Here is a 24,623-nt window from a genome sequence, read left to right on the forward strand (position 1 = left end):
TACGTGGATGACGGCGATGTCTCTGGCGGATACGTCCAGAGAAAGAGAGCAGGCGGCGAGCCTAACTCGCCGCCTGCGATAGGTTATGCACGATACACTTGCGCGTGAGCTCTCGGAACTGGCCGTGCCAGCTCCGAGAGCGTAACTTCTCACCGTCATCCTTCAGCAGTGAGAACGCAGTCTCACTCAGTGTCCGCTGATGGTACAGATCTTCGTCCATCCGAGCGTTATGCGCTTTCTTCAGCGCATTGTGCTCCCTGTGTTTGATTAGCGGTCGTGTCGCGCCAGCGCGACACTCCTCTCTGAGATCTGACCACGAATAGTTCGCATCTGCAAGGAACTCTTGCAGGTCTTCGGCGTTGCGCCGATAGACCTGCAAGCCGATGTGTCCGTCCCACTTGCGCTTCGTCGTGAAATGAACGTCTTTGATCGCCAGTGACTCTGTATCGACCAAAATCGTTGTCTTCAGCTTGTGAAACGAGAAGCCAGCACGATTCCGGTAATGATAGCTGGTTTGATCTCGCTGGAAGCCACTGGCGTCGATTGCTGCTGTTCCCGACCAGCCAGCCTGCTCCGCACTGCGGCGGAGCAGGCTGCGGAGTTCACGCATGTCGACCTGTTGCTCCCATCGACAGAGCGTGGTGTGATCCGGCGATTTGTCGATGTTAAGCTCTTCACGGATGGCTCTGGAGTCATTGAACCATGCTTCAGTCTCTCGGAAATCTTTGTCGAGTTCCGCATGCAAGAGGATAAACGCGATTTGAGTCCACTCGGCGAACCCGCTGGCGCCGTCCGGCGCAGCGGGTTCGTCAGGGTTATCCACGTGCTGTTTGGCAAGATTCTTACACTGCCGTATGATCGGTCGTTTCGACCTCATATCGCAAGACGGCGTCCAATTCCCCACAAGCCTCACGGAAATCAGCCGAGAACAAGGCTGAAACTGGTGCTATTCGACGCTGCAACAGAGCAAGGTATGTTCGTTCACGAGACGATCTTGTCCCTGCTGGCGACATGGCGCCAGCAGGGACGCAATCCATACGAAGAACTTCGTCGAGTCGTCAACAACAATGAGATGCTCTCACGGGATCACGCTGTGCCGGCTGTCGAGACTTCGGGGTAAACTCATACGGTTTCGATATCGGAGAGTCCAAACTGCTGACGGGCTGTGCCTGTCAGGACGACACTCCGACCCAACCGTACATCTACAACGGCGGTCGTGCGCGAGCACTCCGCAAGGAGATGTACACGACGCTCCGACGACTCCAAGAGCGTGACGCCGAGCAGTGGCGTGTCGACGAACGCTTCGACCACTACCAGAACGCCCTGACGGATATCGTCGAGAAGGCGTCTCGAGAAGCCGTCGAATACGCCGAGTCCTTTGACGATCCAGTAATCGTGCTCGAGGACTTGTCGTACATCCGTGAGAATCTAGATTATGGGACGTACATGAACCGACGCTTGCACTCGTGGGCGTTCGCCCGACTCACCGACCGCATCGAGGACAAAGCCCTCGAAGCCGGTATCCCAGTCGAGTTCGTGAACCCGCGCTACACGTCCCAGACGTGCCATGCCTGCGGTCACATCGGCCGTCGTGGGTCACAAGCCGAGTTCGCATGTACGAACCCGGAGTGTTGGGTGACGGAGTATCAGGCGGATATCAACGCAGCAGCGAACATTGCGAATCGCGTTGACCCGTGGGGAGAGAGCGTTCCTTGGAAACCGGAACGCGATGACTCGCCACGGGATGGGAGCACCCTTGATAGTGCCACAGTCCACCGTGAGTCGAGTGCGAGACCCGCACAGACGACGCTCGCGGAGTGGGGCTGAAACCTCTCCAGTAGCAGGCTGGATTCCCCATGTTGGGGATTCCCCTGCCTTTAGGCAGGTGGAGGATGTCAACAGAGACTTACTTAAGGTTTCGTAGCAGTGTCTGATCCTGAACCCTCAGTGGCATCGCCCGTGTCCCTTTAGCTCTAACTGGTGAGCTACACGCCCCGCTTTCGTTCGTTCTGAAGGACGGGATTCTCTCCTCGAAGAAAGATAGTCGCACAATTCGAGCGATGACAACGTACTGTTAGTCTAACCAGATGACGTCGTCGAACTGGTATACAAGCGTATTGACGGCTGTGTTGAATCGCCATACCGCGTTGGATTTCACTGTTTGACGGCCCGCTTGATGTTATAGACAACACACATCAAGGCGATTTCACGGAACTCTCGATACCAGGTACGCGCTCGCACGGCGTAGCCGAGCGAGCGCTTGACAGCTGAGTTGACGGTTTCGGCCATTGACCGCTGAGCGTACCGATTGTCGTCAATGCGGGCGTTATGTGCATAATCGTACGGAGCGAAAATCCGGTGTTTGATCCATCCGTTCTAGTTTAGCAGAGTGTACCGTCGTCTGATTAGATATCGTTGTAACTACCAGTCAGAGAAATCCGGTGGATAGTGTGACTTACTCCCCACCGGATTCAGTGATTGTTGATCGGATTCAAAGAGCGTTTCCCTCCGATGAGTTGCGCGAGCGCGCTCGCGCAACGAATCTCGTCGAGCGTGAACGGAAATTCGACGCTGTTGCGCTGTTCTACACGCTTTCACTTGGCTTCGCTGCTGGGTCAGACCGATCTGTACAGGCTTTTCTCGAACGATTCGTCGAAATGTCCGACTGCGATGAACTCTCCTATGCAACCTTCCACGGGTGGTTCTCTCCACCGTTCGTTGCACTCCTTCGAGAGATTCTCGATGATGCCATCGAGAATCTCGATACCAGAAATGCCGACCTTAGCGGACGTCTCGAACGCTTTCGAGACGTCCTCATTGCCGATGGGAGCATTGTTTCTCTCTATCAAGACGCCGCGGATGTGTACGCTGCGACCGGTGACGATCAGGCCGGTCTGAAACTTCACCTAACAGAATCACTCTCAACTGGCCTTCCAACACGGTACCGAACAACTGACGCTAAAACCCAAGAACGGAGCCAGCTACCCACCGGCGAGTGGGTAGCTGGCGCACTTGTCTTGCTCGATCTCGGTTTCTACGACTTCTGGTTGTTCGACCGCATCGACCAGAATAACGGCTGGTTCGTCTCCCGTGTGAAAGACGACGCAAACTTCGAGATCGTCGAAGAGCTCCGGACGTGGCGGGGGAACAGTATCCCGCTCGAAGGAGAGTCGCTGCAGGACGTCCTTGACGACCTGCAGCGACAGGAAATCGATGTTCGCATCACCCTCTCGTTCGAGCGAAAGCGAGGGTCGTGCACCAGCACGACCCGAACGTTCCGACTGGTCGGTGTTTGGAACGAGGATACTGAAGAGTACCATCTCTATTTGACAAATCTCTCGAAAGACGACTATAGTGCGCCCGATATCGCACAGCTCTATCGGGCGCGCTGGGAAATAGAATTATTGTTCAAAGAACTGAAATCACGCTTCGGACTTGACGAAATCAACACGACCGATCCGTACATCATCGAAGCTCTGGTCATCATGGCCGCAATCTCACTGCTGATGAGCCGTGTTATCGTCGATGAACTCCGGAAACTGGACGTGAAACAACGGGAAAGCGCCGACGACGCCACAGCGTCGTCGCCGCAACTTCCTCGTCGACGATGTTCTCACGCTGTCGAACGCCATTCACACCTGATTCAGTTGTACGTGATGCTCGATTTAGGGTACGAACTTCCGGATTTAGATGAGTTGTTGCTGTGGGCTTCACGTGATCCAAATCCGCATCGACCGCGGTTACGTGAGCAGGTTGAGTCAGGCGAGTTCTGGTAACGAACTCGCCTGACGACCGGGGAAGCACCTGTGTCGATAGCGGCAGCGCTGGAACGGCGACGCACTCACGGCTGTGAGTGCGCCGCCTCGAAGGTATCACACAACAAATCAGCGACTGCCTGCTCCAGCGAACCCAGTCTCCTGAGCTAATCCGCCTCAATTCGGTATAGTCTCCGCTGAGATCCTGCTTCACTCCGTCACTAAACTAGAACAGATGGTGTTTGATCAGTGGGCGAATGTCGAGTTCACGCAGTCGTTCTCGGAGTTGTTGCTTGTCATAGCCTTTGTCAGCAGCAAGTGACCGCAGATCGCCCGCATTCCGGCGGGCGATCTGCTCGGCGAGGTCTGCGTCGCTTCCTTCTAACGTCGTCGAACAATGGAGATCAAGAACGGCTTGCGTTGCTGTATCGACGAGTTTTGTGACTTTAAGCGTTTGAACGCGGTAATTCGTTCGGTGGCAGTAGTGGCGGCTCGCACGATCACGTTCGTAGAATGTTGCGTCGATAGCAGCGTGTTCAGAAGGGTTGTGCAGCTGCGCCGAGTGGCGCAGCAGCACTCGACAGACACTCATCTCGATCCGATCAAACGCCTTACACAGCGTAGATGGAGCGGGGAGATCGGCCACGTCAAGGCCGATCTCCCCTGTTATTTGCGGCATTTCCTTCAACAGATCGATCGTCATCCGATAGGACGTATCAAGGTAAATCCGGAGACAATGCAGCGAAATGAGGGCATAGTCGGCGAATCCGCCGCCACCGGTCGGGGCGGCGGATTCGCCTCGTTCACCCGTAACTCTTTGTGCAATCGAGACGCAACGCTCGGTGAAGCGGGAGATTTGCGTCATGGACAACCAAATTTTCCCGCTTCAACTCCTTCGATTTACTGACCTTCCCCGACGCCGTCTAGTGATTCAACGCAGCCGTATTGACCGTCTGTGGTTCGTGAGCCGTTGGATCGAGATGATAGGATGCGATAGCTCCTGCTTGCTCGACACGATTCGTCATCATGTGGAGGAACTTGAATACATCATCGAGACCGAGCGTCCGTATCAGAGGCGTTAGCGAGTCAAACCAGAGCTGGTTCAGACTCTCTTCCTCTTGACGAGTAAGTGAGTCGCTAATCGCGATTTCGAGCCCTGACAGATCTCGAGTTCCGACCGAAACCAGACGCCCAGCGTAGTCCTCATCCTCTCGGGGGTGAGAAGCGGGGACGTGGCTTGCTTCGTCGACGGTAATAACGTCGATTTCTGGGGAATCATCGGCAATAGACTCCCGATAGCGTTCGAAAACCGCCGTCGACGAATGCCGGGTCGACACGAACACTGACGGTAGCGGCTGGTCACCCGGACTCGTCTGCTCGAGATAGAACGTTGTTTCCTCGTTATCGGGTGGCGGTCCAAGGAACAGTCGATTGGGACTTCTTTCTGATTCTGGCCAAGCCATACCTATAATGTATGTGTTTACCCCGAGGTCTCGACAGCCGGCACAGCGTGAGCCCGTGAGATCATATCATTGCTGCTGACGACTCGACGAAGCTCTTCGTATGGATTGCGTCCCTGCTGGCGCCACGTCGCCAGCAGGGACAAGATCGTCTCGTGAACGAACATTCCTCGGTCATTACGGAGCGTTCCGATGATTTTCCGGAGAACCACTGGTTCACGAAGCGCGTTCTCTGCGGCATTGTTCGTCGGAGAGACCGCTGGCTCACCGACGAAGGTGAGCCAGTGGTCAAGACCTCCTTCGATCTTCCCGAGCAGTGTTGCCACTGGTCCGTCGGGTACTGACCGTTCAATCAGCGATTCAAGCTCTCTTCGCGCCACACGCTGGAGGTCTGCTCGCTCACGGACTGTCAAGTCGCTCTCCAGCCGGGCCTGGAGAGCGACGTACACCTGTCTGAGAGCGTGGTAGATCGGTTCACCTTCTGCCTGCTTTTCCGCGGCGTCTTCAGCCTCTCGAAGAATGTGCGCCCAACACCGCTGGAGGTTGCTGCTGAAAGCTGGGTACGCCGTCCACCCGTCACAGATGACCGTTCCCGCGAAGTCCTCACCGAGGACTTCCGCGGGAACATCACTTCCACGACTCTCTCTGACCGCGTATAACGTATGCTGAGCGGTCTTGAACGTCCAGATCCACGCCTGCTCACCCTCACGTTTGATACCTGTTTCGTCGATATGAACCACGTCGGCATCTTGGATCTCTTGACGGATCTGGTCGTACTCACAGCGACCGGCGCGCGCAGCGCGCTCGGTCGCGTGCCACGCGGATGCACCCGAGAGTTCGAGTCCATGCAGTTGCTCGAAGCGGTCAGCGATCTTCCGGTAGGGAAGGCGATGATCGTACCGTGACAGAGCTGATTGAGCGATGACGTTCACCCCGAACTGCCCCTCATCGGGGCAGTCGGGGTGAGCCGCAACTGTCTCTGTTCCACAGGAATCGCACTGGTAGTAGTGGCGGTTGTACCGGGTGATTTCTGGGGGCTGCGGATCAGGAATCTCCTCGACGAGTCGGGGGCTGACGCCCACCGACTCGTCGAAGTGGTCGCCACACTCAGGACAACAGTCACAGGTGACTTCGATTTCTTCGTCGGGATCAGCTGTAGAACGCCACTCCGGATCGTGACCGTCCTTTCGACCAGGAGTACCGCCATCAGTTCGGACATCGTCGTCTTCGTCGTCCTGCGAGGTCGGGGACTCATCGGTCCCCGACCGTCGCTTGCTGGGTGGAGTGTGCGGATTCTCGTATTTGCGAAGACGTGTTTCGAGTTCTTCGACCCGCTCGTCTTTCTCTTGCAACTTCTCTCGGAGCTGTGTGTTCTCTTGTTCAAGCTCTTCGACTCGTTGTTCAAGTTGCAAAAACCGGGAGAGCAACTCGTCCTTGGTGAGATCATCTCCGTTCACAGATCCCACCTTCCAGTACAGACAGCGGAGGCAACGGGATGGGCTCCGCGACGGAGCCCATCCCTGTGGATCATCACGAACCTCCGCTGCCAGCTCATACAGCCCGATTTGTGCGCCTCCTATGAGATGGTGGCGAAATCAGCTCGGGCTAAACACATACCCTATAATAAAATCTTGATTAGTGATAAGCGGTTACAAATAGAGAGTCTATCTTTAAATAGCGAGAGAATCTCGCCGTTTACTGGAGTATCTCTAATGGCGGTGTCCGGCTTATACGCCATCCAGCGATGACTGCAGCGATGGTCCCGATAATTACAGCGATCCCCAGTCCACCACCGTAGATCCAAGGTGCGGTTTGAACAAGGCCGTCAAAGCCAACCACGGCTTCAGAGAGTTTGTTCAATGTAGTGACTCCTGGTAGGGTGAGAAGAATACCAATCCCGCCACCGAGAACTCCGATTATGAGCCCTTGTCCGATCACGGTATAGATAAGCAGCGATGATGAAACCCCCTGCGCGGTGAGAGCTGCAAACGTTTGGCGCTGCTGATGGATCACAAGTGAGAGGAGCGAGACCGTGAGAGCGATCCCAGCACCGATCGCGAGGAAAACAAGCGTGGCTGCAGCCGCGAGCAGAAGCACCTGTTCCTGTAACACCGCCGAAAGCTGCTCCTGGTTTGACCGTATCTCGTACTCTGGATACTCCGCCTCTAAATCCTGCTGGACTGCCGCAGTATCTGCCCCGTCTTCAACAGTAATTGTAATGAATGTTGCCGGTTCAGTTCGCGTATTCCCCGTGATCTGATGCAGTTCGCTGAGCGGCATCGTTACTGTTGGCGTCCCAAGCATCTGTTCAAACGTGGGCGAAATCCCGATAACAGTGAACTCGTTTTCTCTCGCCGCGGCAAGTGAGCCACCAACATTGACAGTATCCCCGACCGATACGTCCAGGGTATTCGCTGTCTCTCTGTCGATCAGAAGCTCACGGGTCATCTCCCCGTCATATGTCCCATTTGCATAGTGTGGATCTCCTTCCAATCCTTCCCCTTCCGTTACCTGGACCGCTGGCCCACCCTGAGGTAGTCCTGTCGCAATGAAGGTATCAAACTCGTCATTCCCGTCTGTACTCACATACACTGTTTCGAATGCTAACGGGATGGCGTGTGACACACCCTCGTGTGACTGCATTTTAGCTGAGATATTCCGAGAGTCATACAACGTATTTTCGAAGCCACCACCGCCTGCAGATGTGATCCGAGTTTCACCTGCTGTTACCCAGAGATCTCGTTCCGCCGCAGAAAACTGCTGCTCACCGGTCTCAAGGACACCGATCCCTGTTCCGGCAAGTAATGTTACGGCGAGAACGGCAAGCGCAACGCCGATAATCGCTAACGCAAGCCGGAGCTTCTGTTGCCGGAACTGAGCGATAGTAAGACTTCCAGCCGTCCGAAGCCGAACGACATGCTGTCGACAGCGGTTACGGAACCACTGAAGCATCCTTACGGAACACCTCCGGACACACGGCGAGCCACCACTAACAGGAGTGGTAGTGAGAGAAGGCCCACTAACAATGCCGCGATGACCCCGTATCCAATGAATAGGGGATGAGAGACCGCTATCGGTCCAGTTGTCACTGTCCGGACTGCAATAGCGTTCACAACCCGAATCCCGGCTAATCCGCCAATAGCGCCAATCACGCCACCAACTCCTGTCATAATAATCGTCTGAACCCCAACGAGTTGCAACTGACTTCGAACCGAAACCCCCATCGCGGAAAGGACCGCTAGCTGCTGTCGATCCGCGGCAATCTCTAACCCCGTTGTTGTCACCACGAACAGCGTTCCAATAGAAAGCGAGACGATAAATGCTGTAAGTGAAAGCGCTAAGGATAACTCGGAATCCACCGTCATACTCGCTGTCATCTCACCTCGAGACTGGACAGACGACTGTGGATAGATCTGTGCAAGATCATTTTGAACCGCTGGCGAATTCGTGCTGACAACGAACTGGTCCGCCTGATCGTACGTTGCAGCACCAGTTACGGTCTGCAACTCGCTTAACTGGACCAAGGCAGTTGGGACATTTCCGACAGACTGCGACTGCTCATCGATAGCTGTGACCGTGAACGACTCGTTTCCAGCAACTGTCACTGAATCACCGGATGAAACCTCAAGAACATCGGCTGCGCCCTCTGACATGATGACCTCCCCGGTCCATTCACCGCTATACCCACCGTTATCGTAGTACGGGTCGTTCGGTGTTAACAAGTCCGAGTCGAGACCGGTAACACGATCAACCGTAGGAGTGTTTATGATTCCGACTACAAGGACGTATTCCGTCGACTCACTGGTTTCGACCTGAAGTACCTGTGATAACACAGGTGTCACGGATTCTACTCCATCTTGACCACGAATACGGTCGCTCGTCTCATGGACCGAACTGAACTGCGGATTGTCGGTCGCAACTAACGGCGACTCCGGACTATCCGTGTCGGGGACGATCCAGTAATCAACATCATCATCGTAGACGGTCGTCCCGGTAGCGAGACCGATCCCAAGACCGGTAACCGTGACCAACAAAGCGATCACGATAGCTACACCGAGAACACTGAACCGGATCCGCTGCTTTGCCGTATAAGTCGCACGTGATGCCGTCCGCCGAATCCCTACACCGACAAGTCCAACCCACCGTGTCAATACCTTACGAAGGCTCATTGACTAGACGTTCCCTGGTTCATACGGTCAACTGTTCGTCCATCACGGAGGGTAACTACCCGATCGCAGATCTCAAGCGTTTCACGGTCATGTGATGCAAGGACGACAGCACGGTTCTCCGCGACCTGTTTGAACGCTTGAAGAACCGTCCGACCAGTGTCCGTATCCAGCTCACCCGTCGGCTCGTCTGCAACTAGAAGCGCAGGATCCGTTACCAAGGCACGAGCGATCGCAACACGCTGTCGCTCGCCGCCGCTAAGTTCCCCCGGACGATGCGTGATACGATCTCCGAGTCCAACACGTTCAAGCAGATCGGCCGCCTTCTTCCGGCGTTGTCGCTTCGGAACACCCAGTTCAACGAGAGGAAGCGCGACGTTTGCTCGAGCAGAAAGGGAGTCAAGTAAGTGAAACTGCTGAAAAACAATGCCAATCTGTTCAAGCCGGTGTCGGCTCCGCTCGCGTTTCGATAACCTCGCAAGATCAGACCCTTGGAACAGAACGGATCCCGCAGTTGGCTGCTCCAATCCAGCGAGTATATGCAGCAACGTTGATTTCCCGCTCCCACTCGGACCCGCAAGACCAACAATTTCACCGTTCGAAACCTCAATCGATACCGAATCAACGGCGGTGACAGTAGGAGGGTCTGAGCGGCCAAGAACCCGGCCAAGTCGCCCAGGCTCAGACCCTCTCGTATAGACCTTTGTCACGCCGTCTGCTGTGACAATGGAGGAGATGTCAGTGTTTTCCTGATGTGAAGCGGCGGACCTAGCCATATCCGTGGGACGTGCCTATGGATAATTAACTGTTCTGTTCGACTGATATACAACATAGATCTAGCGTAACTGAGCCGCTAACTCCCCCTCAGCGAGCGCCGAAGGCGCGAGCAGGGAGGGAATACAGCGGAATTGGAATTCTCTTTTTCGAGAGAATAGCCGAAATACAGTACTAGTGACGCTCGTTGACATCCTCCCGCGCCTAAAGACGCGGGAATCCACGAAGTGGATATTCAGGTTGCGCGTTTCCTCGGGGTTCAAGTACGCTTTCGCGTGACCCTTCGATGGTCGCCGTCCAGTTGTGACCAAGGACGTGCTTTGCAGCGCGTGCAGCCCTATCAATGGGGCCTTCCTCCCCGCATACAGCGGGCGTCGACGACGGCTGGCTATTCAACCAGCGAGGTAGCACGGTTCGCGTCAGCCGAACTGTTACGCCGTGCATGGTTCACCCTCCCGTTGTGCGATGTTCTCCGAAGCGTTCAGGTCGGCGTGCGTCCACGATCGCACTCCGAACACGAAAAGTGGTCGCCATCACGGGTTCCTATCGAACCACACGCCGAACATCGCTGGCTGGTATGGTAGGCATCAACTTTCTCGACGCGAATACCAGCACGTTCGGCCTTGTATGTGATGAACTGTTGGAGTTGGTGAAAGTGCCACGAGTGAACTCCCGACCATGAGCTGTTCTCGCGGATACCTTCGAGGTCTTCCATCCGAATGACGGGGTTCTCGAACTGTTCTGCGAACGTGATGAGGCGACGGGAGAGTTTGTGGTTCAAGTCCTTGATTCGACGCTGTTCTTTGTTACCCACACGGTTACGTGCGCGAAGCGCACCTGCTTCTGATAGCGAATCGCGTAGGGAACGATATTTGTGTCGAACGTACTTCGCCTCACCACCCGATACCAGCATTGATTCGTCCTCACCGTAGGCTGTCACGGCGAGGATGTGTCGTTCGCCTATATCGACACCGGTGACGTCCTCCCCGTCGTAAACGACGGGGCTTCCCCAGCACGAGGAAACCCGGCCTGTTGCCGAGCAGGTTTCAGGACCGTCTCTCCCGAGGTCGGTGGAACGGGTTTCGTCCCTCGCCCGGGAGCGTCCTGTGGCACCGCCACGTGTGCTCCCATCCGCAAGCGTGTCATCGACGCTCGGTTTCTCAGAGCGTCTCTCACCCAAGCGGTCATGCCTCGCGGCATCGACGGTTCGGTCACACTTAGCCGCCCAGTGGGTCGGTTTACCGTGCTCGCGAACGACGCGAACCCCGCATCCGATGAACCGTGGTCCATCCGACCGTGGGAACCTTCGCCCCGGAAAACCCAGGACGTTGGTTTCAGCGCGTCTCGTACTTCCGCGCAAGTGCCGAAAGCCGACGTAACCCTTGCGAATACGTACGATGCGGTGCGTACTAAGCGTTGGGGTTTCGGACCGGTCGGCGACGGTGGATTGAGTAGTCGGGTGACGCGATTCACGCCCGCCGTGAACGGCGGGATTCTCTCGCTGTTTAAAGATAGGCGTCTCACCTGACGTGTCGGCGTCGTACTCGATGTTGAACGTACAGTACTAGTCGCCTCCCCGACGGTACACTTGGAGTCGCGTCTTCTTGGCGTCCCCTTCGACCAGTCGGTCTACGGGGTCGGCAATGTCTTCGTACACTTCTATTGGAGTGTACCACCATTGAGAGACGCATGGGAAGCCGACGACAACCGTGCCGTTCTCGGTCGTATCGAGTTCCCAGTTCTGGTTGTTGACGGCGAACGGTTGGCTCTCTCGGTATCGAACCTCTCCGTCCTTATTGTGGTCGGATTTCGCCTCTCGAATGGCTTGGTTCTGGATAGCCGAGTAGAGGTCGTTGTCGATGCTGGCTGTGGTCACGGACTTGCCGAAGTCACCGTTCTCCCATCCGTCGATGCAGAACTGCTTGGTGTCACGGTAGAGCCGAGAGGCGTGTTGCCACTCTTTGCGCCGTGAGAGGGATGGGTTGTGAAACTTCGCGGTGACAGTCACTGTGACCATTACAATTGTAATTATGTGTGTTAGTTCAGGTAACTGTTGGAATATCAGGCCGTGCTATCGTCGGTAGATTGTGTCACTAAGTGACGGCGCGTATCCACGGCCTTCAGGCCGTGGCATTGCGCCTGTTCAACCTGTAACTGCTACGGGGTCCGTCGGCGGAGGACTAACAGTACCATCGCTAACGCCGTAACCGCGATACTAACTCCGAAGCCAGGGACGGGTAATAATCCTCCACCGTCACCATCATCGCCGTCATCGCCGTCACCGCCATCGCTGCCGTCACCCTCTTCCTGAACTGTAATCGTCACAGAGTCACTTCCTGTCTTGCCAGCGTCATTTGTAACAGTTAGCTCAGCCGTATATTCACCGCCTTCCTCAAGAGTGGTAGTCACAGTTTCGCCTGAAAGCGTCTGACCATTGATTTCCCACTTGTAACTAACAATCTCACCGTACCGGTCTTCCGATCCTGCAGCACTGAGTTCAACCTCCTCACCCGCATTAATGGTCGTTGCTGAAGCAGAAGCAGTGGCAGTCGGTTCGCTCACCGCACTCACCGAGAAGTAAGAGAACCCCGGTGTCTGGGCATCTAACACGACTTCATCGTCACGTTCCTCGACGAAGGTGGTGTCGAGTCCCTGCCACACCCCTTTATCTTCATTGTAGCGGTTGATCCGCAGATCCTCAGCGTCGACACCGGTCTCGTCGATACGGTCGGTTGAAACTGCTGTACGGATCGTAGCACTTGTGTTCTTAGCGTTTTCCGGGACGATAATCTCGACGACTGCTACCGATGTCCCTGGAGAGGGGCCGGTCTTGCCAGGTTCCCGACCAAGGTCCCGACTCGTCACGTCTCCAGTGACGTCGGTGCTATCAAAGATGATCTGTTCAACAGCCGTTTTCTGGAATGACGCCGTCGATTTACCCTTTTCCTCATCTACGACAGGTGATGTGGTCTCCTCTTCACCTACAGGGACGTTATCGTCTTTGTCATCGTCTCCATCAGTCGGTGGACTCCCACCACCACCGCCACCACCGCCACCACCGCCACCGCCACCATCTCTCTCCTTAATCGTAACCGTCCCTGTATTCACCTGCAGTTGATCGCTCGAGGAACCGGATGCGACATGGATCCAGCGGTAGTCATCTTCCGACCAGTTACCATGGGTTTCCACCGTAAGCGTGGCATCCTCATCCGTCTGGACAGCAGTGGTGGAGGCATCCAGACTGATTGCGTCCTCAGTTATCTCTGTCCTAGGCTCATCTATATCCGCTTCATTCGCGAGGAAGCTAGCGATATCAGCAAACTGGACGACACCCGTCCCGGTTCGACTGTCTAACGTCTGTCCGAAAACGGTTACATCGTCCTGAAGGTTCTGGACTCCGTTCACCTCGGCAATTCCGTGCTTGATAGTGATATCTTCAGTTGAAAGGTCTGAGTCCACCTGCTCGCTGATATTAACCGTCATTGTACTCTTAGTGAAAGAGTCTTCTTCGTAGAGTACGACGGCATGTGAGGTGTCACCGCTCCAGTCAGTTGCACTCACGGTAAAGTCGAGATCGTCACCTGGCTCTGGCGAGTTCGGGGCGGTGACCTCAGACGGGGTCTCCTGTGCAGCGAGCTGTTCGACGCCGACAATCGTTGTCTCCCCGTTGATCTCGATATCATTGTTGTTGACATCGAGATTATTCCCTGTTGCAAGGACATACATGTATAATCCGGGCCGGTCCGGGTCGACTGTCGTCGTCAGATTACCGTCACTATCGAATTCAACTGACCTATTTTCGAACGAAATGTTCTCATTCAAGTTGTCAACATTCTCTGACGTAAGTTCATCCATTAACTCCTGACCGGTCGTCGGAACATCACTCAGGTCGGCGTCAGCGTCCTCCTCGAGATATCCGGTAAGAAGCGTTACATCGGATCGATCCTCAAATTCGCCTGTATCAACGTGCTCGCCGAATCTAAGCGTTACTTCTTCATCCGTCTGGAACACGGCAAGCGTCTTACGGTGTAAACTGGAATCAGCGCGTTCTGTTTCCGCATCAAGCCAGAGGTTTTCAACAGTTATCGCCCCTGAAGCACCTGTATCCGCCCGAAGTGAAATTGGTGACCGGTCCCAGACCGTTATATTCTCACTAGCATCAATGTAATCGCTGTTCGATGCTGTCGATAGCTTTGCTGTCGTTCCTGCACCACTAGTGCTGCCGACCGCCCCAGCAATAGGGGCCAGAAGCATCATGGCACTCAGAAAGAGTGCAGTGATGAGTCGTCTGTCGCCTAACATACTCCGTATAGTTTAACTCAACCATGTTAACATTACCGAGTGACCTACAAGAGAAGATGATCTTTCACCATGTCCTACCCCATAAATCTATATCTCGTTGAGAAAACGCATACGCTGTGTGGCTTCTCCCACGAGTGAGCTACTCTGCCCTACCGCGCTCGGGTCTACCCGGCCGAGTGTTACCATGTCATCGCCGTGTGACGAACAGACTGCGTTCGTCACCACCCCTTGTCTGTTCGGGGACGGCATCCCACGGGATTCGTAGCATGAAATGCTACGACGGGTCACTATAAAATCAGTACTTTCAACTCACTCAGCAAAATCTGTCGAGATATGCATCCCACGCGCCGGGGCTGGACGGTCGTCGCGCTCGCCGTCGTACTGGCCGTCCTCGCGGTGGTGTTCGCACGCCCGGTCGTCCTCGGCGGCTCAGTGCTCGTCGGTGCGTGGCTGCTAACCCAGCAGTATCGCTTCCTTCGCGATCTCGAACGAACGACCGACGACCTGTCGGTCGTGCAATCGCCCGCCCAGACGACCGTCTACACTGGCACCGAGGTCCCGGTTACGCTCACCGCGACGCGCGAGACCGAGACGGCGTTGACCCTCGAGATCACTGCCGGACTCCCAGTCGGGGCGAGGACAGCCAAGCCGATCTCGGTGACCCTCAAGCCCGGTACCGAACGAACGGACCGGACGCGGACGGTCACCTGGCCCGTCGCCGGTCGCCACGCGTTCGATGACGCCGCCGTCACGGCGACGGACGGGCTGTTCTGGGAGACAATCACGACGAGGGCGACACCGACGGTGACGGTCGAACCGTCTACTCCCCAGATGCTACACGTCGGCGAGGGCGGTGATCGGATCGCTGCCTCGTACGGCACTCACGGGACCGAGCGGTCGGGATCGGGGATCGAACTGGCCGAACTACGCGAGTACGTTCCGGGCGATACCGGAAAGCAGATCGCCTGGAAAGCGACTGCACGGTACGGCACGCCGTACGTCCGCGAGTACGAGGCCGAGACCGACCGGCGGACCCTCCTCGTCGTCGACCACCGTGCAGCGCTCGGCACCGGCTCGCGAACCGAGACGAAGCTCGATTCGCTTCGAGAGGTAGCGCTGGCGATCGCGGGGACTGCGCGCCGTCTCAACGACCCGCTCGGACTGGTGACAGTCGGCGACGAAGGGATCACAGGCCGGATCGGACTGGCGTCGCCAGCGGTCACCCACGGCACGGTTCGCCGCCAGTTGCTCGATCTCGAGCCGACAGCAGTGACCGAACCGCCGGAGACCACTGTCTCGGGTCGCGACAACTCCCCGTCACCGCGTCGCCCACCGGACAGTTCGACGACCCGGATTCGCGGACGGAAGCCGAACGCGGCTACCCCCGGGGACATCCAACAATCTTTCAGTGATCTCGGTAAGGGAGACGACGCGTTTGCGCGGATGCTTCGCCCGTTCTATGCCGATCAACGGGTGTATCGCGAGCGAGTGAGTGAGGATCCGTTGTTCGACGCTGTCCGAACGGGCACGACGAACGCGCAGGGAAGGCTCTGGACCGTCATCTGTACGGACGATTCGCGGCCGGCAGAACTTCGCGAGACCGTATCGCTCGCGCGGCGAAAGGGCGACGTTCTGGTCCTGCTCGCGCCGACGGTCCTATACGAACCCGGTGGACTGGCGGATATCGAACGTGCCTACGACAGATACGTGTCGTTTGAGGAGTTTCGACGCGAACTGTCGGCGTTCGATAACGTGACGGCGCTCGAGGTGGGGCCGGCGGATCGGTTGGCAGCGATTCTCGAAGCAGGGCGATCGACCGGAGGACGCGCATGAGTGTTCGAATCGACACGCTACCGACCGCGGTCGGCCGCGACTGGGTACGCGGCGCTTCTCTCGGTGCCATCGTCGTCGCGTTCGGCATCGTCTCGGGCCCGATCGGTGTCCTCGCAGGGATCGCGGCCGCGCTCGTCGGCTACCTGTTCGGTACGCCGTACGCGTTCGCGCTCGGCCACGTCGCACTCGCCGCGGTCGTCCCGACCGGGATCGACGCAAGTTCGGCCGTCATTATCGAAGCCGCGTTCGTCGCCGTTTTGCTCGTCCCGCTTCGGCGGACGACGAATCCGATCCCCCTCATGGGCGTTGCAATCGCGAGCGTACTCGCGATCGGGGGTATCGCGTGGCTTGTCGTCGATTCGCAGCCGATCTCTCTCGCGGCACTGACGGTACTCGGTCTCCTCGCGATCGCCACGTACGCCCTGCACCGACTCGAGGTCGTTCGCCTCGAACTCGTTCCCGACGAAGACGGACGAGGCCGGTCGCCGGCCGACGAATCGATCTCCAAATCCGCCGAAAGCCAGCCCCAGCAACGGATCGAGACATGAGCATGAGTAACGCTGACCAGGACGAGATGACGACCGAGACGGACGCTGATCGAGCCGATGAAGACGACAGGGACCGCCTCGAACTCGCAGCGCAAGCGGAACTCCTCGAGGAGGAAAACCAACGACTGCAGGCCGAGTACGCCCGCGCTCGACAGTCACAGTACCGTCGCACTGCAGCGGGATTAGCGCTCGTCGGGGTTCTCGCGGGTCTCGCTGGCCTCGTTTTCGCCGACGTGCGAGACGTCCTCTTCTCGCTCGCTGCGGTGGGACTGTTCGGCGGCGTCCTCACCTACTACGTGACGCCCGAGACGTTCATCGCCGCGGGTGTCGGTGAACAGACCTACGCCGCGCTGGCACGGAACGAAGCGTCGATCGCTGCCGAACTCGGCCTGACTGACGACCGCGTCTACGTCCCGACCGACACCGCCGAGGACGTCCGTCTGTACATCCCCCAGCGAACGACCGACGAGTTGCCCGACATCACCGACCGAAGCGGCCCGATCGCGACCGATCCCGATCAGCGCGGGCTCGTCCTCGAGCCGACCGGGGCAGGGCTGTTCGAGTCGTTCGAACGGACGCTCACCGACGATCTCGCGACTGCACCTGAACCGCTCGCGATGCAATTAACGGACGGGCTCGTCGAACAGTTCGAACTCGCGGACAGTGCCGAATCGGACGTCGACGCCTCAGGCGGACGCGTCACCGTCGCGATCGTCGACAGCGCGTTCGGGGCCGTCGATCGGTTTGACCACCCGATCGCCTCGTTTCTCGCAGTCGGTTTCGGAACTGGTCTCGAGCGGCCGATCCGACTCGAAGTCACGGCCGGCGACGACCGATCGGACTGGCTGGTTACCTGCCGATGGGATTTCAGTGTCGACGAACAGCAACAGTCGGACTTGACGTAGTCCCGGCTCGCGTACTCATAGCGCGACAGGTACCTACAAGAAAACTGATATTTTTGAGTGGCGATTTCGAAAACGCTCTTGCGTAGCACATTGTTGATGCAGCGTCGTCTTGCGATTCTGTAGTGAACTGAGTGAGGAGAGGATCTGGTTGATAGGCGATCAAACGGCCAGTTTCTGTTCCAATTCTTCTCTGGAGAGTTGTATCAACAATCTCCGACGGAAGAGCGTTCGAAAAATCGCGACGCGCGCGAAAAGAGGGAATCACCGTGAACCGCTCGAAACGGGCCAACCACTTCGGCACCGCCGTCGAGAAGCGCATGGCCGAGAAGCGACGCTTCGACCTCGAGCGGGCGAGCTGGCACGACGCCCGGTTCGGCAACGGGATGCCCGTCGAGATCAAGTCGACGATGCACGAACACGCGGACGGCCAGCCCGGTAACTGGAAGGTCTATCGCGAGTACCACGAGAAACTCCGGCGTCACGACGGCTGGTACTGTTTCGTCGTCTACCGGCCACATGGGCGCTCGGGCTGTACGATCCTCCGGGACAAGATGGTCCGCGCGGGCGATCTCCCGCTCCTCCGGTGGCATGGGGGCGGTGATCACCGCGGGACCGAGCAAGCGAAGATCGCAATCGATTCGATATTTTAGCAGATGAATAGGGTATGTTGACAATCGAACAAGAAATTCGGATCACTAATATCGAATGGTATAATCTAGCCGACAGTCTTTTTCTTTCTGAATTCAAAGACTCGACTGGCGAGGGAGAGAATCAGCGTTACTAACCGAATCCGATCATCCGAGACATCCGGTTCCTCGCCACGGCTGAGACCGTTCCGACGTCGATAGCCACCGACACTCGATCTCAGCACCCCGAAATTGGCACACCACCCCCCCAGCGAGGGTCAGGGGTTCGAACGCTGGCCCCTGACCGACGTTTCTCTCAATAACAGGCTGTTATCACCAGTGCGCGCTCTACGCGCCGCGCAATTGCCCTGCCCCCTTAGAGGCAGTATTGAGAGTTGTTATCCTGACTCTCGACAGACCTATATACCTCACAACATTTGTTATCAAACATGTCTGACGACGACCGTGATAGAGAGCTGTCCATTGATAATCCGTATTTCCTATTCCGTCTCTTTCAATCTGATATAATCGCTGCTGAAATTGACTGGGAATCTGAGAGGTTCCTGTTTTATCCAGTTAATACGCTCCCTGATGAGCCGTTAGAGCCCTGAATTTTCGCGCGCCGCCTGCGGCGGCTGTGCGGAGGCGGGGCGGTTAGTTTGGGACCTTGGCCTTAGCCACACCCCCTAACCCGGATTTCGACACGGTGAGTCGAAATCCGGGATGGGTGCGGCCGGGGCCGACCGGAACGAACGTGAGGATCGGCCCCGGCCGCACGCGCCGCGAGCCCGGTTCAAGGGACGATACAGTCACGAAAGCATGAAAATAAGACCGAACGATAGTGTTGCCACTCACCAGGGCCGCGCTACCGGCGCGCGAGCCCAAAGCCGCGGCCCTGTTCAGTCACGATCTCGCCGTGCTCCTGGAGCGCCTCGAGCGCCTGGTCGACCTCGTCGGTGACCGACGAGACGATCACCTTCAGCGTCGAGTACGTGACCCACTCGTCGCGGTCGGCGAACTGATCCCACGCGGCTTCGATGTCGATCTCCTCGGGATCGATGTCGCGACCGTCCGCGTCGGCCTGTTCCTCGAGCTGGCGCTCGCGCTTGCGACGGTGCGCGTCGCGGTCCCAGTCGGCTCCGGCCCATCTCTGGTTGAGATCCCGGAACCGCACGACCGATCCGTCCGCGAGTTCGACCCGCATGTGGAACCCGTACGCGGACCCGTGACGGTCACAGACCACGGTGTAGGCTTCCCGCGCTAGGTTCTTCGCGTCCTCTCGGTCGGCAGCGACGTACCGCGGCTTCAACAGCGCACGGCAGTCGTCGAGACGCTCGTCGATCCCAACGTCGTAGTTCCGCACGAACCGCTCGAACGCGTCCGTCTCAACGCCCTGGGCGTCGTCGGCCACCTGCATGGCCGTCGACCCGATCGACCGCCGGAACTGTTCCTCTGCCGACCGTACCCGCTTGAGCATCGTCTGGGCCGCGTAGTCGCTTTCGATCTCCGGGAGCGGGCAGTCGACCAGCTTCAGCGATCGTCGCTCGCGATCGTCCGGTTTGAAATAGGCGTCCTTCTGGTACTGTCCGCCACCGGTCACGTCGAACCCACCCCAGTCGAGGACGTTCACTAAGAGTTCCTCAAGCTCGCGCCGGAGGTCGTGGCGGTCGAGTTCGTCGTCGTCGCGGTCCCAGTAGACCGTGCTATCGGTCACGCTGGTCTGGTACCCGATCTCGAGTCTCGGGTACCAGCCGAACTCGTCGGGATCGTAGTTGTCCGGGTCCTTCATGTAGTAGTGCTTGGCCTCTTTCCCGATCTCGTGGCTCCAGATCACCTTCCCCGCTCGGCCGTCGTCGACGACGGTCGTCACGTAGTCGCCAGGCCGCTCGCGGTTGTCTTCGACGTGTTTCCGATACCCCGACCGATCCGACTCGAGGAGTGAATGCATCCGGGCGATCGGTCCGTCGGCCGCGTAGATCGGGCCGGACTCCGACCGCATCGGGCGCACGTACACCGCCGCGTCGGTGACGTTCGACGTGCGGTGGAACTCGTGGAAGTACCGGCGGGGAATCCCGAAGGCCGCCGCGGCCTCGGCGAGCAACTGCGGGTAGCGGTCGAAATCGATGTTCGATCCCTGCACCTGCGCGTCGACGTACGGAACGCCGAGGTCCATGTACCCGTCAACGTCCGTGATCGGGCAGTTCCACTCTCCGTCGCCGTCGTCGTCTGCTTTCTCCTGGCGCTTCATGTCCGGCCACCGAGGACGGAACGTGATCGTCCCGCCCTTGACCCGCTGGCTCCGATCGGCGCGTTCGTCGTCGTACGTCGAATCCTCACAGACGAAATAGATCCGGTACAGGTACGCCGTCTCGAGGCGGTACTGGGGATCTCTCCAGGGAACGATCGGCTGGTCGTCGTAGTCGAGACAGACGCGCCAGGTCTCGCCGCCGGCTTCGAAGGTGCCGGTCGGCTTCCCGTCGGCACTCCAGTCGTGGTTCTTCCGGACGTTCGTGGGCTGATAGTACGGTTTCAGCCCATCACGCACAAGGTGGAAGTGGCCGTCGAACTCGTGGCACTGGAACCGGAGGAACTTCTGTGCGCTCACAGTAACCCTTCCCGTTCGGCAAAGCAGGCCGTACACAGCGGGACCGGCTGGTTCAACCGCGTCTTGACTTCCGGCCCATCGTAGCCACAATCGACGCACTCGAGCCACTGCGTCCCCGGTTCGTCGGTCTCGTCGTCGTCATCCGCTGGCGGGTCCTGCGGCTCGAGGCCGAAGGCTGTCAGGTCCGTCATCACGCACCTCCGACTTCTGGCCCGGCGAAGTCGGTCAGCGTCGCGTCCGGATCGTCGTCCGCGTCGAGTCGTCGTCACCCGCGTCGACGGGTCCGGGTGATGGAAGACGACCGACGAAATCGCCCGCCTACAGTCAAAACTTCGTGAGGCGCTACAGTTCCAAGCGGATTCAACGGCTGTACCGACAACGGACGAAACGCCGTAACCACGCACAGAACGCACTGGTGCGCGACCTCGTTGAACGACTGTACGACGAGGGCGTGGGGACGGTGTACGTGGGCGATTTGACCGACGTGCTGGACACGCACTGGTCGGTCAGGGTGAACGAGAAGACGCACAACTTCTGGGCGTTCAAGAAGTTCATCCACCGTCTCGTATGCGTCTGTGAGGAATACGGGATCTCTCTCGAAGCCGAGTCGGAAGCGTGGACTTCTCAGACGTGTCCCGAATGTGGCGACCACGAGGAGACGGTTCGCCACGGGGATATGCTGACGTGTCCATGCGGATTCGAGGGACACGCCGACCTCACGGCGTCAGAGACGTTCCTCCGAGAAAATAGCGATACAGAAGTCAGGCCGATGGCACGGTCCGTGCGATTCGAGTGGGACGACCACGATTGGTCGGGGAAACCACACCCTCACGAAAGTCCCAAAGAAGCGCGCACAAACCCGCAAGTTTCCTCCGTGGGTCGGTAGCCGAACCCCCAACGGAGGAATCCACGCACTTTAGCGCGGGAGGATGTCAATGGGAGACGCGAACCCCGACAACCAGCAATACGAGGAGCGTTATAACAGGGCCAGGTCCGGGACTCCCAAGCGACTCACCATCCGTTTCTGCGGATCCATCGGATGTATCTGACTCATTAGTTGGTTCAATCCTCTGATCCTGATCAGTATCGGATTCGGTTTCGTTATCTCCACCGATAGATTCAGATGGGGCACTTCCGGCCTCACCTCCACTAGCGGAATCGGTTTCGTCGCTAGAATCAGTCTCATTACCGGCCTTATTTTCTGGAGACGAGTCCTTCTCACTGGAGGAGTCAGAACCGTTCTCCGTACCACTTGACGGACTACCACCACCAGTCCCTCCACTGCCTGTATTTCCACCGCTTGTACCATCCTCACCCTCGCTGTCAGATGTCACCGTAAACATTGACCCACTGTCGACCGCTACCGCAGTAGGATACCCCTCTACTTCCTCCTCGCTCAGTACACCACCGTAGACGTTGTACTCGCCCTCACCCAACTCGGCAGGGTCAACAGCAGTGCTGAACTCTCCTTCACCATCCGCTTCTAACTCAATCTCTGTCACGTCTTTATTTTCTTCATCCCAGATAGCAACATCGACCGTATCGACATCCGATGCTGCCCCAGCCGGCTCAACTGACGCAGTAAACTCGGCTTCTTCCTCAGTTGATACGGTTTCAGGGACCTCTACCGACAGCTCGAACTCCTGTACAACGACAGGATAGACCGCTTGCCTTCCCTCTCCACGCGGTTCTAATGACAGCATATATGTCCCCGGTTCAAGCGCACTCGTATTGAGAGCGTCATTCTCGGTACCCATCGCAACACGGGTCTCATCAGCACTCCACACGTTGTCATACTCCGATTTCTCATCTGTGTTGTAAAGGTAGACACGGTACTGGTCCGAAGAAGTCACCTTCATCTCAATCGGTTCGCCCGGCTCAATAATGCCGACGCCGTCAACCGAATACTCCGTTCCTGCAAGTTCGATCGTTTCTTCAGGTGTCGAAACCGCATTAACGACCTCAATATCATAACCAGACTGCGATGCAACCGGTACAGCAAGCAATACAGTCGCCGCTAAAAGCAGTCCAACGGCGACCGAGAGGGAACCTGTTCGCATAAATCACAGTACTAGGAGTACGAATAAAGTCCTTCCGCTGTTAATGTGATGAACTCCACACCGCTGCTGGCGCTACTGATCTCGAGTTTCCTGGAATGGAGGAATTCCTCGTTGAGTTCTGGGCCAATGCTGACGAATACTGGGACACCACTCACACCAATCCACAAGCCGCAGGTATTCTCCTTGATTTTGTATAATGACGCCCGTGGTCGGTGAACATACTCACTCCGAAAAATACAAAATATTTAATCCCACTAACATTATCTCAGGCCTTTATTTTAATCTTCCAATCTCAAGTGCTGCAACTGCGGCTTCAGGATCAACGCCGTATTCGACGGGTACTGTTAAGCGGATGACTGTTGAAACAACCAGACAGAACTGCAATGGCTCGCGTCACAGATCCACGGCCACCTCTTCCGGAGTGGATTCTCGAGTGCTACGACCGGCTGTGTACGCAGGCATGTCGGCCAGATACTGGCGAAGACAGTGTTCCGCTGATCAATTATGACGATGCTACTGACATTCTGGCCGCCGATGCAGAGTTAGCACTCGAGCAACGGGACGTCGAATACGCACTTACGCGTCTCCTCGAGCGGGGCTACTTCTACGAAGTTGAAGACGAACTTCGGGTGACGTCCCCAGATAAGCATTGTTAACGGCTCTTCGAAGGGTTGTCCTGTACACCGATCTCGTGCCACTGCACTCAACTCGAGTCAGTTCGACATCTCACCACTCCATTACGGAATTGTCCAGAAGTGATGGCCACGTTCTGCTAGAGCCCCACCCCATACTCTTCGAATACGGATTCGAATCCTTCGTCGACGACCTGCTGGACAAGCTCCGCGAATGAACTTCGATTTCCTGGATCTTCAACGAGCGATCGGAATGCACTCTCGAAGTGATGCCCATGCGAGGGTCCCTCACGACTTGAGGTTTCGTGAGCGGATTCGTGTAACATCACGAGATACAGGTCGTGCATCCAGACTGCACGCTGGCGGCTCGTCACGGCTGAGTCAGTGATCACGATGTACGTCCTGCCGTCGGTCCAGGCATCGGCACTCGCCTCGCCGTAGTACACGTCTCGCTCAATCCCAAGCTCTCGTGCGAGCACTCGAGCGAAGCGGAGATACCGCTGCTGGTCGGCGTTCAACTGCGATTCATCCTCGATTCGATGATAGCCTGTCCAAACTCCCTCTGACTCTGCTTGTTCGCCAACATCGAACGTCTCCGGCACCGTTATCGATGTATCCTCGTCGGTTGCGAGGTCGCGAAGCCGCTGGGTCGCCGAATCACTCGTATCGAGGACGACGTAACCACGCTCGACGAGTTTGTCCGCGCCTTTCTGGGCACCGCCGCTCCACCCGATTTTCGGGGCCGCCTGGATCTCCTCGAGGCTGATTCGGGACTCCGTTGCCAGCTGGAATAGCTTGCGATCTGCCCACCGCTCGTCCGATGCATCATCGCCGTCGGACGCCATCGCCTCGATCATCACCTCCCGACTCTCGGCAGTCAGCCGATCGTCCGAGACCTCCGCATACAGGTCGTCACGTGCCTGCTCAAGTGCGCTGTCGATCCGCTGCCAGCGATCA

General features: G+C 57.3%; 18 protein-coding genes and 7 pseudogenes. 10 read left to right on the forward strand and 15 right to left on the reverse strand.

Translation table 11 applies throughout. The features are described 5' to 3' along the window. Positions 1-61 precede the first annotated feature (61 nt). Positions 62-877, reverse strand: coding sequence for an IS5-like element ISNpe14 family transposase (locus tag NATPE_RS18935; RefSeq protein WP_015298633.1), 816 nt, complete (start codon positions 875-877; stop codon positions 62-64). A gap of 90 nt (positions 878-967) precedes the next feature. Between NATPE_RS18935 and NATPE_RS22460 the strand changes: the two are divergent. Then, positions 968-1,120 (forward strand): annotated as a pseudogene (locus NATPE_RS22460) (IS66 family transposase); the annotation flags it as partial. Between the two features lie 8 nt (positions 1,121-1,128). Continuing rightward, positions 1,129-1,827, forward strand: a pseudogene (locus NATPE_RS18940) (RNA-guided endonuclease TnpB family protein); the annotation flags it as partial. Between the two features lie 327 nt (positions 1,828-2,154). On the opposite strand, the pseudogene NATPE_RS21650 reads toward NATPE_RS18940, so the two are convergent. Further along, positions 2,155-2,367, reverse strand: a pseudogene (locus NATPE_RS21650) (IS5/IS1182 family transposase); the annotation flags it as partial. Between the two features lie 74 nt (positions 2,368-2,441). Between NATPE_RS21650 and NATPE_RS18950 the strand changes: the two are divergent. Further along, on the forward strand, positions 2,442-3,776 hold the full coding sequence (locus NATPE_RS18950; protein ID WP_012289608.1) for an IS4-like element ISH32 family transposase: 1,335 nt from the start codon (positions 2,442-2,444) through the stop codon (positions 3,774-3,776). A 208-nt stretch (positions 3,777-3,984) separates the two neighbouring features. Here the strand turns inward: NATPE_RS18950 and NATPE_RS18955 are convergent. The 9 genes and pseudogenes from NATPE_RS18955 to NATPE_RS18990 form a co-directional block, all read right to left on the reverse strand. After that, a pseudogene (locus NATPE_RS18955) lies at positions 3,985-4,620 on the reverse strand (IS5 family transposase); the annotation flags it as partial. Positions 4,621-4,678: 58 nt separating this feature from the next. Next, on the reverse strand, positions 4,679-5,218 hold the full coding sequence (locus NATPE_RS18960; protein WP_015310267.1) for a DUF7504 family protein: 540 nt from the start codon (positions 5,216-5,218) through the stop codon (positions 4,679-4,681). Positions 5,219-5,235: 17 nt separating this feature from the next. Then, complete coding sequence (locus NATPE_RS18965) at positions 5,236-6,672, reverse strand: IS66-like element ISNpe24 family transposase (protein ID WP_015298959.1); 1,437 nt, start codon at positions 6,670-6,672, stop codon at positions 5,236-5,238. Positions 6,673-6,910: 238 nt separating this feature from the next. Next, positions 6,911-8,167, reverse strand: a complete 1,257-nt coding sequence (locus NATPE_RS18970; RefSeq protein ID WP_015310269.1) for an ABC transporter permease — start codon at positions 8,165-8,167, stop codon at positions 6,911-6,913. A 2-nt stretch (positions 8,168-8,169) separates the two neighbouring features. Beyond that, positions 8,170-9,384, reverse strand: a complete 1,215-nt coding sequence (locus tag NATPE_RS18975; protein WP_015310270.1) for an FtsX-like permease family protein — start codon at positions 9,382-9,384, stop codon at positions 8,170-8,172. Further along, complete coding sequence (locus tag NATPE_RS21655; protein ID WP_006182497.1) at positions 9,381-10,157, reverse strand: ABC transporter ATP-binding protein; 777 nt, start codon at positions 10,155-10,157, stop codon at positions 9,381-9,383. The genes NATPE_RS18975 and NATPE_RS21655 overlap by 4 nt, the downstream gene beginning before the upstream one ends. Before the next feature lie 429 nt (positions 10,158-10,586). Then, positions 10,587-11,143, reverse strand: a pseudogene (locus NATPE_RS21660) (RNA-guided endonuclease TnpB family protein); the annotation flags it as partial. A 579-nt stretch (positions 11,144-11,722) separates the two neighbouring features. Further along, a pseudogene (locus NATPE_RS18985) lies at positions 11,723-12,172 on the reverse strand (RNA-guided endonuclease TnpB family protein); the annotation flags it as partial. 140 nt (positions 12,173-12,312) lie between these two features. Next, the gene (locus NATPE_RS18990; RefSeq protein WP_015310271.1) at positions 12,313-14,457 is read right to left on the reverse strand and encodes a PGF-pre-PGF domain-containing protein; all 2,145 of its coding nucleotides are present in this window, start codon (positions 14,455-14,457) and stop codon (positions 12,313-12,315) included. A 333-nt stretch (positions 14,458-14,790) separates the two neighbouring features. Between NATPE_RS18990 and NATPE_RS18995 the strand changes: the two genes are divergently transcribed. The 5 genes from NATPE_RS18995 to NATPE_RS22465 all read left to right on the forward strand — a co-directional run bounded on the left by NATPE_RS18995 (position 14,791) and on the right by NATPE_RS22465 (position 18,980). After that, positions 14,791-16,290 (forward strand): DUF58 domain-containing protein, encoded by a 1,500-nt coding sequence (locus NATPE_RS18995; protein ID WP_006182493.1) that lies wholly within the window; start codon positions 14,791-14,793, stop codon positions 16,288-16,290. Beyond that, positions 16,287-16,838, forward strand: coding sequence for a hypothetical protein (locus tag NATPE_RS19000; protein ID WP_006182492.1), 552 nt, complete (start codon positions 16,287-16,289; stop codon positions 16,836-16,838). Before NATPE_RS18995 ends, NATPE_RS19000 begins: the two co-directional genes overlap by 4 nt. Further along, the gene (locus NATPE_RS19005; RefSeq protein ID WP_006182491.1) at positions 16,835-17,743 is read left to right on the forward strand and encodes a hypothetical protein; all 909 of its coding nucleotides are present in this window, start codon (positions 16,835-16,837) and stop codon (positions 17,741-17,743) included. The genes NATPE_RS19000 and NATPE_RS19005 overlap by 4 nt, the downstream gene beginning before the upstream one ends. Positions 17,744-18,009: 266 nt before the next feature. Then, entirely contained in the window at positions 18,010-18,393 is a 384-nt protein-coding gene (locus NATPE_RS19010) for a hypothetical protein (protein WP_006182490.1), read from the forward strand. 425 nt (positions 18,394-18,818) lie between these two features. Beyond that, positions 18,819-18,980 (forward strand): hypothetical protein, encoded by a 162-nt coding sequence (locus NATPE_RS22465; RefSeq protein ID WP_157557368.1) that lies wholly within the window; start codon positions 18,819-18,821, stop codon positions 18,978-18,980. Between the two features lie 254 nt (positions 18,981-19,234). On the opposite strand, the gene NATPE_RS19015 is transcribed toward NATPE_RS22465, so the two are convergent. Together NATPE_RS19015 and NATPE_RS19020 are read right to left on the reverse strand one after the other, a co-directional pair. Next, on the reverse strand, positions 19,235-20,974 hold the full coding sequence (locus NATPE_RS19015) for a DUF7845 domain-containing protein (RefSeq protein ID WP_006182489.1): 1,740 nt from the start codon (positions 20,972-20,974) through the stop codon (positions 19,235-19,237). Continuing rightward, positions 20,971-21,165, reverse strand: a complete 195-nt coding sequence (locus tag NATPE_RS19020; RefSeq protein ID WP_006182488.1) for a hypothetical protein — start codon at positions 21,163-21,165, stop codon at positions 20,971-20,973. Before NATPE_RS19020 ends, NATPE_RS19015 begins: the two co-directional genes overlap by 4 nt. Positions 21,166-21,268: 103 nt before the next feature. Here NATPE_RS19020 and NATPE_RS19025 point away from each other — a divergent pair. Beyond that, a pseudogene (locus NATPE_RS19025) lies at positions 21,269-21,860 on the forward strand (transposase); the annotation flags it as partial. 46 nt (positions 21,861-21,906) lie between these two features. Here NATPE_RS19025 and NATPE_RS21665 read toward each other — a convergent pair. Further along, positions 21,907-23,034 (reverse strand): hypothetical protein, encoded by a 1,128-nt coding sequence (locus NATPE_RS21665; protein ID WP_006182486.1) that lies wholly within the window; start codon positions 23,032-23,034, stop codon positions 21,907-21,909. Between the two features lie 383 nt (positions 23,035-23,417). On the opposite strand from NATPE_RS21665, the gene NATPE_RS23115 reads away from it, so the two are divergent. Beyond that, on the forward strand, positions 23,418-23,690 hold the full coding sequence (locus NATPE_RS23115; RefSeq protein WP_015310274.1) for a hypothetical protein: 273 nt from the start codon (positions 23,418-23,420) through the stop codon (positions 23,688-23,690). A gap of 116 nt (positions 23,691-23,806) precedes the next feature. On the opposite strand, the gene NATPE_RS19030 is transcribed toward NATPE_RS23115, so the two are convergent. Beyond that, positions 23,807-24,523, reverse strand: coding sequence for a hypothetical protein (locus NATPE_RS19030; RefSeq protein ID WP_241432776.1), 717 nt, complete (start codon positions 24,521-24,523; stop codon positions 23,807-23,809). Positions 24,524-24,623 lie beyond the last annotated feature (100 nt).

Source organism: Natrinema pellirubrum DSM 15624 (assembly GCF_000230735.2).
Classification (GTDB): domain Archaea; phylum Halobacteriota; class Halobacteria; order Halobacteriales; family Natrialbaceae; genus Natrinema; species Natrinema pellirubrum.

Excerpts from the sequence above, each read along its gene's own strand:
- NATPE_RS18935 (WP_015298633.1), bottom strand. The coding sequence starts at position 877 with ATGAGGTCGAAACGACCGATCATACGGCAGTGTAAGAATCTTGCCAAA.
- NATPE_RS18960 (WP_015310267.1), bottom strand. The coding sequence starts at position 5,218 with ATGGCTTGGCCAGAATCAGAAAGAAGTCCCAATCGACTGTTCCTTGGA.
- NATPE_RS18970 (WP_015310269.1), bottom strand. The coding sequence starts at position 8,167 with ATGCTTCAGTGGTTCCGTAACCGCTGTCGACAGCATGTCGTTCGGCTT.
- NATPE_RS18975 (WP_015310270.1), bottom strand. The coding sequence starts at position 9,384 with ATGAGCCTTCGTAAGGTATTGACACGGTGGGTTGGACTTGTCGGTGTA.
- NATPE_RS21655 (WP_006182497.1), bottom strand. The coding sequence starts at position 10,157 with ATGGCTAGGTCCGCCGCTTCACATCAGGAAAACACTGACATCTCCTCC.
- NATPE_RS18990 (WP_015310271.1), bottom strand. The coding sequence starts at position 14,457 with ATGTTAGGCGACAGACGACTCATCACTGCACTCTTTCTGAGTGCCATG.
- NATPE_RS18995 (WP_006182493.1), top strand. The coding sequence starts at position 14,791 with ATGCATCCCACGCGCCGGGGCTGGACGGTCGTCGCGCTCGCCGTCGTA.
- NATPE_RS19000 (WP_006182492.1), top strand. The coding sequence starts at position 16,287 with ATGAGTGTTCGAATCGACACGCTACCGACCGCGGTCGGCCGCGACTGG.
- NATPE_RS19005 (WP_006182491.1), top strand. The coding sequence starts at position 16,835 with ATGAGCATGAGTAACGCTGACCAGGACGAGATGACGACCGAGACGGAC.
- NATPE_RS22465 (WP_157557368.1), top strand. The coding sequence starts at position 18,819 with ATGTCTGACGACGACCGTGATAGAGAGCTGTCCATTGATAATCCGTAT.
- NATPE_RS19020 (WP_006182488.1), bottom strand. The coding sequence starts at position 21,165 with ATGACGGACCTGACAGCCTTCGGCCTCGAGCCGCAGGACCCGCCAGCG.
- NATPE_RS21665 (WP_006182486.1), bottom strand. The coding sequence starts at position 23,034 with ATGCGAACAGGTTCCCTCTCGGTCGCCGTTGGACTGCTTTTAGCGGCG.
- NATPE_RS23115 (WP_015310274.1), top strand. The coding sequence starts at position 23,418 with ATGGCTCGCGTCACAGATCCACGGCCACCTCTTCCGGAGTGGATTCTC.
- NATPE_RS19030 (WP_241432776.1), bottom strand. The coding sequence starts at position 24,523 with ATGATCGAGGCGATGGCGTCCGACGGCGATGATGCATCGGACGAGCGG.